We start from the raw sequence: 10,577 nt of genomic DNA on the forward strand, positions 1-10,577 counted from the left end.
GGCGTGGCTGCCGACGGCGAAGGTGCTCCCCGAGACGTCCCCGATGCGCACGTTCGGCTCCTGACCGGTCATGTCCCGGCTCCCTTCTGCGGCGCGGGCGCGCCCATGGCGGTGGCGTGGCTGCCGACGGCGAAGGTGCTGCCCTCGACGCGGCCGATGTGGACGTCCCCGTTGCGGATGTTGACGACCTTCTGGACGAACTCCCCGGTCCGGTAGCCGGATTCGGCGAGCGCGGACCGCACCCCGTCGGCCACCCGGTCCTGCACCCCGCGCAGGTACCGGACCACGTCCATCTCCTGGAACAGCGAGCCGACGGGCGTGGACCCCAGCTCGCGCACCGAGAGCCCGGGCCCGTCGGGCAGCGCGCCCGCGTACCCGCCGGTCAGCAGCCGCCAGCCGTGCACCAGCCCCCGGCCGAGCTGGGCGAGCGCCCGCCCGGCGGAGCCAGGTACCAGGACGAGGGCGGTGACGGCCTTGCCGAGGGAGTTGTTGTGCCGGAACCGGTGGGCCGCCCGGTCGGCGTCCTTGAAGTCCTCGCGCACCGGCGTCAGCACATGCGGGGCGATCTCCAGCATCAGCATGCCGCCCTGGGTGTGGACGCGGACGTACACGGTGACGACCAGCTCCTCCTCCCAGCCGCCGACCCGCACCCGCAGGAAGTGCCGCCGCTTCTCGGCCCCTTCCTCCACGGCCCGCGCCCGGTGCTGCTCGAACGCCTCGGCGGTGTACGGCGCCTGCTCCCGCTTCCTCAGCCCCTCCACCGGGAGGAACACGCACTCGTCGATCTCCAGCCAGCGCAGCCGGTCGCGGACGCCGGGCCCCGCGTACTCGGCCGGGACGCGCAGCTGCTCCAGGCGGGGGCGGATCTTCTCCAGGATCGCCCGGTTGCTGAGCGGCTGCCGTTCCTTGGCCATCTCGTCCGGCTTGAGTTCCACGGCCAGCACCCACGTGTCGTACGCGTCTCCGGCCCCGCAGAAGGGGCGGGCCTCGTGGTACATGACCAGCGGGGCGTGCTGCTCCAGCCGGATGCGCTGCCTGAGCCGCTGGAAACGCGGGCTCGGCGCCTGCTCGGCGGGGTCGGCGGCGGCGTCCGGGAAGCGCTCCGGGGACAGCTCGCCCGCCAGCGCCCGGCTGAACTGGGTCCGCTGCGCGTGCACGCACAGCGCGATGAGCCCGAGCACCCCGAGCGTGGACCACGCCTGCCAGAGCTCGACGAGCGGGGTGAGCGAGTCGGAGAGGTTCTCGGAACCGCCGTACCCGTACCCGTACGGGTCGTAGGACGGCTCGGGGGACGGCCCCCCGCCGAAGGCGATGACGACGGTCAGCACGAACAGGGCGGCGAACCACGCCCGCCCCCACCACCGCGCCAGGAAGGCGAGGACCAGCCGGTACAGCGGCGGCGTCGCGGCCCGGCCGCGCAGCCAGGGGGCCAGCGCGAGCCAGATGCTGGGCCACAGGTACAGCGCGAGCAGCCCGCCACTGAGCGGCATGCCCACCAGCCACAGCCCGGCGACGGCCCCGGCCCAGACCAGCTCCTGCCGCCGGGCCCGCAGCGCGTGCGCCAGCACCCGCGCCGCGTCGAAGCCGAACGAGGGAGCCACGATCCGCTGCTCGTTGAGGTGGAGTTCCTCGATGACGCGGTCGCGGTAGCCGGCGTCCAGATACGTGCCCGCGCACAGCAGCCGGGTGGCCTCGCTGGTGTGGGGCGGGACGGGCGGCGGGTGGACCGGCGCCCGCTCGGCCGACGTCCGCTCCGCCTGCGGCGGCACGTGAGCACTGCTCATGCCATCCCCCGATGCATGGAAGTCCCTCGCCCACGAGAAGTGGACGAGCGCCGAGCATAGAGCGGTGACGGCCGGTCAGGAAACCGGAATCCGGCGACCGGAACCGGACCACCCCGCCGCCACCCCCGTCCCGGAGCGCGTAGCATCGCCCTCCACCCCCCACCGAAGATCAACTCCGGTCCGGTAGAACCGAGTTGTCCATTTCTAGGAGCCGTGCATGCCCGCGCTGCTGAACCCTGTCCTCGATCTGCTGATGCTCCGCGGCACCGTGACCGCCGTGGAACGGTTCACCGCGCGGATGCGGCGCCTGCGGATCGAGGGCGACGCGCTGGCCGGGCTCGACGTGCTCCCCGGCCAGCAGGTCCGGGTGCTCGTGGGCTCCGCGCTCACCCGGCGCACCTACTCGGTGTGGCGTTACGAGCCGTCCGGCGCGCTGGAGTTGTGCGTGCTGGACCACGAGGGCGACGGCCCCGGTGCCCGCTGGGCGCGCGAGGCGGCGGCGGGCGACGAGGTGCGACTCGGCAAGCCGGAGGGCTCCTTCACCCTGCGCCCGGACGCCGCGCACCACGTCTTCGTCGGGGACGAGACGGCGTCCGTCGCCGTCGGCGCGATGCTCGCCGCGCTGCCCGACGGCGCGCGGGTCTCGGGCTGTGTGGAGACCGCCACGGCGGACGACCGGCTGCCGCTGGCCCACGCCGGCCGGCTCGACTGGGTGCTGCGCGGCACCGTCCCGCTCCCGGAGGCGGTGGGCCGCCTGGCGCCGGCGCCGGGCGGGGTGGCGTACGTCGCCGGGGAGGCGCGGACCGTGCAGGCCGTACGGCATGTGCTGCGGGACGCGGGCTGGGACCGGCGCTCGGTGCTGACCAAGCCGTTCTGGGCACCGGGCAAGCGCGGTCTGGAGTAGCCGGGACACGGGAACGGGCCCCGTCCGGAAGACCGGAAGGGGCCCGTCACTCGTCGCGTACGGGGCTCAGATGAGGCCGAGACCGCGGACCGCGTCGCGCTCCTCCGCCAGCTCCTGCACCGAGGCGTCGATGCGGGCGCGGGAGAACTCGTTGATGTCCAGGCCCTGGACGATCTCGTACTTGCCGTCCTTGGTGGTGACGGGGAAGGACGAGATCAGGCCCTCCGGGACGCCGTAGGAGCCGTCCGACGGGATGCCCATGGAGGTCCAGTCGCCCTCGGCGGTGCCGTTGACCCACGTGTACACGTGGTCGATGGCGGCGTTGGCGGCGGAGGCGGCCGACGAGGCACCGCGGGCCTCGATGATCGCGGCGCCGCGCTTGGCGACGGTCGGGATGAAGTCGTCGGCCAGCCACTGCTCGTCGTTCACGACCTCGGCGGCGTTCTTGCCGGCGACCGTGGCGTGGAAGATGTCCGGGTACTGGGTCGCGGAGTGGTTGCCCCAGATCGTCAGGCGCTTGATCTCGGAGACCGGGGTGCCCGTCTTCTTCGCGAGCTGGGTCAGCGCGCGGTTGTGGTCGAGGCGGGTCATCGCGGTGAAGCGCTCGGCCGGTACGTCCGGGGCGGCGGCCTGCGCGATGAGCGCGTTGGTGTTGGCCGGGTTGCCGACGACGAGGACCTTGATGTCGTCCGCGGCGTTGTCGTTGATGGCCTTGCCCTGCGGCTTGAAGATGCCGCCGTTGGCCTCCAGGAGGTCACCGCGCTCCATGCCCTTGGTGCGCGGGCGGGCGCCGACCAGCAGGGCGACGTTGGCGCCGTCGAAGGCGACGTTCGGGTCGTCGGTGATGGTGATGCCGCTCAGCAGCGGGAACGCGCAGTCGTCCAGCTCCATGGCCGTGCCCTCGGCGGCCTTGAGCGCGGGGGTGATCTCCAGGAGGCGGAGGTTGACCGGCACGTCCGCGCCGAGGAGCTGCCCGGAGGCGATGCGGAAGAGGAGGGCGTAACCGATCTGGCCGGCCGCGCCGGTGACGGTGACGTTCACGGGAGTGCGGGTCATGGCGTTCTCCGTATGGCTGGCGGTGGGGCGTCCCTGCCCCGTGCGGATGATCGATCTCTTGGCGTCAAGAGAGATCAGCGGTCAGGCTATCGCGCATCCGGCATGCCGGACGTCCGGGGCCCTGTGGCCCGGCCCACAGCCCGGCTCCGCGGGGCCCGCGCGGCCGCACACGGCAGCGGCCGCCCGTCCGGGAGAGGAGGACGAAGGCGGCCGCCGGTGGGGGTACCGGCTCGCCGGACTCCCGTGGGGGGGGTACTTGTCCGCGTGCCCCGGTTCGGGCCTCCCATGCGTGCCGCACCGGAAAACTCCGGCTACTTGGTGCACCCGGTCCGCCCCGACGCCAGGGTCGCGCACGCCTCGGCCTCACCCGCGCGCCCGACGGCGACCATCGGGGTGTACGTGTACGTATCCCCGGCCACGGCGTCGCCCCGCCGGGTCTGGCCGCCCGCCGTGACACGGACCCGGTCGCCCGGTGCGGCGCCGGTGATCCGGCCCCAGGCGGCGCCGCACGTCCTGCTGTAGCGGACCTCCAGGGTGGCCGCGCCGACGGTGGCGGTCCTGGCCGTGGTCACCAGGTCGCCGCTGCACCCCATGGCCTCGGCGTCCCTCCCGGTGCAGCCGACGCCCACGCACTTGACACCGGGCGGCAGAGCGGTGGCACTGGTGGCGGCCGGCGAGGACGGCCGGGCGGCTTCCCGTGTGCCCTCGCCGTCACCCCGGCCGGTGAGCAGGAAGGCGGTGCCGAGGACGACGAGTACGGCCACGGCGCCCGCCAGGAAGAGCAGGACGCGGCGCCTGCCCGCCGGGGGCTCGGCGGAGGGCGGGGTCACCGGCGGAGCGTCGACCGTCGTCGTCCCGGCACCCCCGCCGTAGTCGCCCAGCTCGGCGCGGGCCCGCGTGATCCGGATCTGCTCCATCGTGCGGTCGTGCCGCGACTCCGCCCGGCTCCAGGCGCGTTCGGCCAGCTCCCACATGGTGGTGAGGTGCACCGGGCTGGTGCCGGTGACCTCGGCGAGGGCGACTACGGCCCCCTTGGGCGCGAGCAGCCGCCCGTTCAGATACCGCTCCCAGGACGTCCTGCTGTACCCGGTGCGGTCGGCCAGCGCGGCGGCACTCAGGCCCCCCTGGTCCACGAGCCGCCGCAGCTGCCTGGTGAACTCCGCGATCTGCGGGTCGAGTTCCTCCGGCAGCGCCTTCCAACGAGCCATGGCCCGCTCCCCCCTCGTTCCTCCCCCGGCGGGCACCGCGACGCCTCCCCGCGTCACGCCACCGCCCCCGCTCCACGGTAGCCCTCGGGAGGGGGGTGATCGGAACGTATCCGGCGAACTGCCCTTGTCGCGGCGACGATTGCCCGGATGTGGCAGGGCGCGGACACGATGGCGGAACGGTCACCTCCGTGCCACAGCGCACGGGGGGACATTGCCCGGCACCCACCCGGCCCGCCAGGGTGAAGTCCCGGTGGCTCGCCCCTGATCGGGGGTGGGGGCGAGCCACCGGCCTTGCCCGCGGCGCTAGTTGGACACCGTGAAGTGCAGGGTGTCCTTCAGGAAGGGGATCTGCAGCAGGGGGTGGGGCTGGGCCATCAGGGCCAGCAGGACGATGGCGAGGCCCAGCACCCCGTAGGTCACGATGTCCGTGAAGCGGGAGCGGACGGCCAGCATGCCGACGCCGGGCAGCGTCCAGCGCATCGCGGCGCCCGCCAGCAGGGCCGCGCCGATCAGCAGGAGCCCCGCGCGGGTCACGTCGAAGGCGACCAGCAGCAGGCCGAGCGCGACGGCGGAGAGCACGACCAGCACCGGCCACTGCCGGGCCGGCGCCGGGGCGTCGCCGCTGGCGGCCCGGCCGCCGCCCTCGGGACGTGCGGTGTCCTTGGTGAACAGCGGGAAGCGGCGGGTGATGCGCCTGGTGCGCCCCTGCGCGTCGGGAGCGCTGATCGCGTCCCGCACCTGCGGCTCCCCGGACTCGTCAGCCGGCACGCCGCTCCGCCGCCTCCACCACGTTGACCAGGAGCTGGGCTCGGGTCATCGGGCCGACCCCGCCGGGGTTCGGGGAGATCCACCCGGCGACCTCGGCGACGTCCGGGTGGACATCGCCGACGATCCTGCCCTCGGCGTTGCGGGAGACGCCGACGTCGAGCACGGCCGCGCCCGGCTTGATGTCCTTGGCGCGGATCAGGTGCGGGGCACCGGCGGCCGAGACGACGATGTCGGCCCGCTTCAGGTGGTGGGCGAGGTCACGGGTACCGGTGTGGCACTGGGTGACGGTGGCGTTCTCGCTGCGCCGGGTGAGCAGCAGCGGCATCGAGCGCCCGATGGTCACACCGCGGCCGACGACCACGACCTCGGCGCCCTTGGTCTCCACGCCGTACTGACGCAGCAGGGTGAGCACGCCGTTGGGGGTGCAGGGCAGTGGGGCGGGCTCGTTGAGGACCAGGCGGCCGAGGTTCATCGGGTGGAGGCCGTCGGCGTCCTTCTCCGGGTCCATCAGCTCCAGGATGCGGTTCTCGTCGATGCCCTTGGGCAGCGGCAGCTGGACGATGTAGCCGGTGCAGTCGGGGTCCTCGTTCAGTTCGCGGACGACCGCCTCGATCTCCTCCTGCGTGGCCGTGGCGGGGAGTTCGCGCTGGATGGAGGCGATGCCGACCTGGGCGCAGTCGCGGTGCTTGCCCGCGACGTACTTCTGGCTGCCGGGGTCCTCACCGACCAGGACGGTACCGAGGCCGGGCGTGATTCCCTTCTCCTTCAGCGCCGCCACGCGGGCGGTCAGATCGGACTTGATCGCGGCTGCGGTGGCCTTGCCATCGAGAATCTGGGCGGTCATGCCCCCATCCTCGCGGATGACGGCCCCCCTGTTCCAATCCGGTCCGCGTGGGGTCCGCCACCGTCGCGTCCCAGATGTCCTCCGTTGATCGTTGATGTTGCACTTGCACAACACCTCGCGAATGCGGCTGGACAACGCGTGACGGCTCCACAACCATGAACGGCGCATACATCGCGGTCCGGTGGGGGGCAAACCGCTCAGATCTTGACGTTCCTCCGTGCTGTCCGCGTCGTTCCCGCAGTACCAACGGAGGAATCCAGCCATGAGTTTCGGCTCGCCCCAGAACCCGTACGGTCAGCCGCAGGACCCCCAGCAGGGGTACGGGCAGCCGCAGCAGCCCGGTTATCCGCAGGCGCCGCAGGGCGTGCCCCCGCAGCCCGGTTACGGCTACCCGCAGGCGCCCCCGGTCCCCCAGCAGGCCGGTTACGGCTACCCGCAGCAGCCGGGCTACGGCTACCAGCAGCCGCAGTACGCGAACTGGGGCCAGCGATTCCTCAGCAGGCTGATCGACACCATCCTTTACATGGTGGTCTACCTGCCGCTCGTGCTCATCGGCGCGAAGGCGAACATCCCGGCGCTCTCGCTCATCGGCTTCCTCTTCATGATCGCCTTCCTGGTCTACCAGGTCATCCAGGAGGGCAAGACGGGCCAGACGATCGGCAAGAAGGTCGTCGGTACCCGCACGCTGAAGGAGGAGACCGGCCAGCCGCTCGGCGGCGGCATGGCGTTCGTCCGCCAGCTCGCGCACTTCATCGACGGCCTGCCGTGCTACCTCGGCTACCTGTGGCCGGCGTGGGACTCCAAGCGCCAGACGTTCGCGGACAAGATCTGCGGCTCGATCGTGATCCGTACCAAGTAAGCACGCGGTACCGAGGCGGCCGCCCGCTCCCCTTCCGCGAGGGGAGCGGGCGGCCGCTTCGTGTGTGCGCTCAGTGGAAGAAGTGCCGCGTGCCGGTGAAGTACATGGTCACACCGGCCTCCTTGGCGGCCTCCACGACCTGCTCGTCCCGGATCGAGCCGCCCGGCTGCACGATGGCCCGCACCCCGGCGTCGATCAGGATCTGCGGTCCGTCGGGGAAGGGGAAGAACGCGTCGGAGGCCGCGAAGGCACCCCGCGCCCGCTCCTCGCCCGCCCGCTCCACGGCCAGCTTGCAGGAGTCGACGCGGTTGACCTGGCCCATGCCGACGCCGACCGAGGCGCCGTCCTTGGCCAGCAGGATCGCGTTGGACTTCACCGCACGGCACGCCCGCCAGGCGAACGCCAGCTCGGCCAGCTCGGCCGGGGAGAGCGCGTCACCGCTGGCCAGCGTCCAGTTGGCCGGGTCGTCGCCGTCGGCCTGGAGGCGGTCGGCCTCCTGGACCAGCACCCCGCCGTCGACCGGCTTGATCTCGACGGTGGCGGCCGGACCCTGCGGGGCCCTGAGCACCCGGATGTTCTTCTTCCGGGCGAGGGCCTCCAGTGCGCCCTCCTCGTAGTCCGGCGCCACGATGACCTCGGTGAAGATCTCCGCGACCTGCTCGGCCATCTCCTTGCTGACCGGCCGGTTCACCGCGATGACCCCGCCGAACGCCGACAGCGGGTCGCAGGCGTGCGCCTTGCGGTGCGCCTCGGCCACGTCCGCGCCGACCGCGATGCCGCACGGGTTGGCGTGCTTGATGATCGCCACGCAGGGCTCGTCGTGGTCGTAGGCGGCCCGGCGGGCGGCGTCGGTGTCGGTGTAGTTGTTGTACGACATCTCCTTGCCGTGCAGCTGCTCGGCCTGCGCGAGCCCCTCGGCGCCCGGCTCCACGTACAGCGCGGCCGGCTGGTGCGGGTTCTCGCCGTAGCGCAGGGTGTGCGCGCGGTCCCAGGTGCCGCCGAGGAAGTCGGGGAACGGGGAGTCGTCGACCGGGGCGTACTCGGAGGCGAACCAGTCGGCCACCGCCACGTCGTAGGCGGCGGTGTGCCGGAACGCCTCGGCGGCCAGCCGCTTGCGGGCGGCGAGGTCGAAGCCGCCCTCCTGGGCGGCGGCGGCCACGTCGGCGTACCGCTCGGGGCTCGTGACCACGGCGACCGAGGGGTGGTTCTTGGCGGCGGCGCGGACCATGGAGGGGCCGCCGATGTCGATCTGCTCCACGCACTCGTCGGGCGAGGCACCGGAGGCGACGGTCTCCCGGAACGGGTACAGGTTGACCACGACGAGGTCGAACGGCGTGACGCCCAGCTCGGCGAGCTGCTCGCGGTGGCTGTCCAGGCGCAGGTCGGCGAGGATGCCCGCGTGCACCTTGGGGTGCAGGGTCTTGACCCGGCCGTCCAGGCACTCGGGGAAGCCGGTCAGCTCCTCGACCTTCGTGACGGGGACGCCCGCGGCGGCGATACGGGCCGCGGTGGAGCCGGTGGAGACCAGCTCCACCCCGGCCTCGTGCAGCCCGCGCGCGAGGTCTTCCAGACCGGTCTTGTCGTAGACGCTGACGAGCGCCCGGCGAATGGGCCGCTTGGTGCTCTCGGCGGTGGCGGTCACGGGATAACTACCTTTCGTCCCTCTATGCGATGGCCGTTGCGGGCGAGCCGCCCCACGACCTCGACGAGCAGCCTTCGCTCGACGTCCTTGATGCGCTCGTGCAGCGCGCTCTCGTCGTCCTCGTCCCGGATCTCCACCACGCCCTGCGCGATGATCGGCCCGGTGTCGACGCCGTCGTCGACGAAGTGGACGGTGCAGCCGGTGACCTTGGCGCCGTACGCGAGCGCGTCGCGTACGCCGTGGGCCCCCGGGAAGCTCGGCAGCAGGGCCGGGTGGGTGTTGACGAACCGGCCGCCGAAGCGGGCCAGGAACTCCTTGCCCACGATCTTCATGAAGCCGGCCGAGATCACGAGGTCGGGCTCGTGCGCGGCGACCGCCTCGGCGAGCGCCGCGTCCCACTCCTCGCGGCCGGGGTGGTCCTTCACCCGGCACACGAAGGTGGGCAGCCCGGCGCGCTCGGCGCGGGCCAGCCCCTCGATGCCGTCGCGGTCGGCCCCCACGGCGACGATCCGCGCGCCGTACGTCTCGGCTCCGACGCGCTCGATCTCGTCCAGCAGGGCCTGGAGGTTGGTGCCCGAACCGGAGACCAGTACGACGAGTCGCCGGGCCGCTGGACCGGCGGGGGTGGCGGCCACGATGGGGCCCTTTCTCGGGACGGCGGTGGGTCACGGCCGGCGTTTGTAGGGTTCTACGAATGCTTCGCGTCCCGCCATACGGGGAAGTCTACGAAGCGGCCGGCCGCCAGCAACGATACCGGCACTCCGGACGGCCCCCACGGGACGGGGGCGTGGCCGGAAGGTAGCGTTCGGGACGAGCCGGCTCGGGAACGCGGCCGTGGTGCGGCGCGTTCACGGGATGACAGCTCATGCCGGACTTCGAATGACCTAGGGGAAGACGCTCCTTTGATGCCCGATCGCAGCCCGCGACTCCTCACGTTCCCGCCGCTGACCGGCCAGGAGGGCGAGCGTGGCGTTGTCCTGCTGCGGGAGCGGCCGACCTCGCCGCCCCAGGCACCCTCCGGCGGCCGCGGCGACGACGACCGGGGCGGTGACCGCGAGGACGACAACCCGTACGCGCCCCCGCCCGAGGACCGTCCCGACCAGCCGTGGCGCCCGCGTCACCCCGAGGGCCGGGAGGGCCACGAGGGTGCCGGGGACTCGCGCTGGGGCAGCCAGTGGAGCGACCGCCAGCCCGGCCGCGCCCCCGGCGGCTTCGGCGAGCGCCCGGGCGCGGGCCCGGAGGGCCCGGGGGGCGGCGGTACGAGCAAGCAGCGCTGGGACCCTACGGACCCGGCCCAGCGCCGCGCCCGTTACGCCCTGCTGTCCGGCATGTGGGCCGTCTTCTTCGTCCTCCTCGGCTGGCCCTACGTCTCCCTCCTCCTCGGCGCCCTCGCCCTCTACTGGGGCGGCAGCTCCCTGCGCGCCAAGCCCCGCACCCCCTCGCCGGACGAACCCCGGCCGGCCGGCGCCCGCCCCCAGGTCACCGCGGCCATCACCGGCATGATCACCGCCG

The 10,577-nt window shown here is 73.1% G+C and carries 10 protein-coding genes; 3 read left to right on the forward strand and 7 right to left on the reverse strand.

All coding sequences use genetic code 11. The features are described from left to right. Nucleotides 1-68 precede the first annotated feature (68 nt). Complete coding sequence (locus tag CCN33_RS13550) at nucleotides 69-1,784, reverse strand: hypothetical protein (protein ID WP_086693882.1); 1,716 nt, start codon at nucleotides 1,782-1,784, stop codon at nucleotides 69-71. Between the two features lie 217 nt (nucleotides 1,785-2,001). Here CCN33_RS13550 and CCN33_RS13555 point away from each other — a divergent pair, with 217 nt between their 5' ends. Then, nucleotides 2,002-2,688: a siderophore-interacting protein gene (locus tag CCN33_RS13555; RefSeq protein WP_086693883.1), complete on the forward strand. Its 687-nt coding sequence runs from the start codon at nucleotides 2,002-2,004 to the stop codon at nucleotides 2,686-2,688. A gap of 66 nt (nucleotides 2,689-2,754) precedes the next feature. Here the strand turns inward: CCN33_RS13555 and CCN33_RS13560 are convergent, their stop codons facing one another. The 4 genes from CCN33_RS13560 to CCN33_RS13575 all read right to left on the reverse strand — a co-directional run bounded on the left by CCN33_RS13560 (nucleotide 2,755) and on the right by CCN33_RS13575 (nucleotide 6,564). Continuing rightward, nucleotides 2,755-3,744 (reverse strand): malate dehydrogenase, encoded by a 990-nt coding sequence (locus CCN33_RS13560; protein WP_086693884.1) that lies wholly within the window; start codon nucleotides 3,742-3,744, stop codon nucleotides 2,755-2,757. A 311-nt stretch (nucleotides 3,745-4,055) separates the two neighbouring features. Beyond that, the gene (locus CCN33_RS13565; protein ID WP_086693885.1) at nucleotides 4,056-4,952 is read right to left on the reverse strand and encodes a DUF2690 domain-containing protein; all 897 of its coding nucleotides are present in this window, start codon (nucleotides 4,950-4,952) and stop codon (nucleotides 4,056-4,058) included. A gap of 303 nt (nucleotides 4,953-5,255) precedes the next feature. Continuing rightward, the gene (locus CCN33_RS13570) at nucleotides 5,256-5,720 is read right to left on the reverse strand and encodes a DUF3017 domain-containing protein (protein ID WP_086693886.1); all 465 of its coding nucleotides are present in this window, start codon (nucleotides 5,718-5,720) and stop codon (nucleotides 5,256-5,258) included. Then, on the reverse strand, nucleotides 5,710-6,564 hold the full coding sequence (locus CCN33_RS13575; RefSeq protein WP_086693887.1) for a bifunctional methylenetetrahydrofolate dehydrogenase/methenyltetrahydrofolate cyclohydrolase: 855 nt from the start codon (nucleotides 6,562-6,564) through the stop codon (nucleotides 5,710-5,712). Before CCN33_RS13575 ends, CCN33_RS13570 begins: the two co-directional genes overlap by 11 nt. A gap of 262 nt (nucleotides 6,565-6,826) precedes the next feature. Between CCN33_RS13575 and CCN33_RS13580 the strand changes: the two genes are divergently transcribed. Continuing rightward, nucleotides 6,827-7,423: an RDD family protein gene (locus CCN33_RS13580; RefSeq protein ID WP_086693888.1), complete on the forward strand. Its 597-nt coding sequence runs from the start codon at nucleotides 6,827-6,829 to the stop codon at nucleotides 7,421-7,423. 70 nt (nucleotides 7,424-7,493) lie between these two features. On the opposite strand, the gene purH is transcribed toward CCN33_RS13580, so the two are convergent. After that, entirely contained in the window at nucleotides 7,494-9,065 is a 1,572-nt protein-coding gene (gene purH, locus CCN33_RS13585; protein ID WP_086693889.1) for a bifunctional phosphoribosylaminoimidazolecarboxamide formyltransferase/IMP cyclohydrolase, read from the reverse strand. Then, nucleotides 9,062-9,700: a phosphoribosylglycinamide formyltransferase gene (gene purN, locus CCN33_RS13590; protein ID WP_086693890.1), complete on the reverse strand. Its 639-nt coding sequence runs from the start codon at nucleotides 9,698-9,700 to the stop codon at nucleotides 9,062-9,064. The genes purH and purN overlap by 4 nt, the downstream gene beginning before the upstream one ends. A gap of 270 nt (nucleotides 9,701-9,970) precedes the next feature. Here purN and CCN33_RS13595 point away from each other — a divergent pair. Beyond that, the coding region (locus tag CCN33_RS13595; protein WP_086693891.1) for a hypothetical protein at nucleotides 9,971-10,577 on the forward strand (607 nt) is incomplete at its 3' end.

This window comes from Streptomyces recifensis (genome assembly GCF_002154615.1).
Classification (GTDB): domain Bacteria; phylum Actinomycetota; class Actinomycetes; order Streptomycetales; family Streptomycetaceae; genus Streptomyces; species Streptomyces griseoluteus.

Coding starts and splice junctions, on each gene's coding strand:
- CCN33_RS13550 (WP_086693882.1), bottom strand. CDS start 1,784: ATGAGCAGTGCTCACGTGCCGCCGCAGGCGGAGCGGACGTCGGCCGAG.
- CCN33_RS13555 (WP_086693883.1), top strand. CDS start 2,002: ATGCCCGCGCTGCTGAACCCTGTCCTCGATCTGCTGATGCTCCGCGGC.
- CCN33_RS13560 (WP_086693884.1), bottom strand. CDS start 3,744: ATGACCCGCACTCCCGTGAACGTCACCGTCACCGGCGCGGCCGGCCAG.
- CCN33_RS13565 (WP_086693885.1), bottom strand. CDS start 4,952: ATGGCTCGTTGGAAGGCGCTGCCGGAGGAACTCGACCCGCAGATCGCG.
- CCN33_RS13575 (WP_086693887.1), bottom strand. CDS start 6,564: ATGACCGCCCAGATTCTCGATGGCAAGGCCACCGCAGCCGCGATCAAG.
- CCN33_RS13580 (WP_086693888.1), top strand. CDS start 6,827: ATGAGTTTCGGCTCGCCCCAGAACCCGTACGGTCAGCCGCAGGACCCC.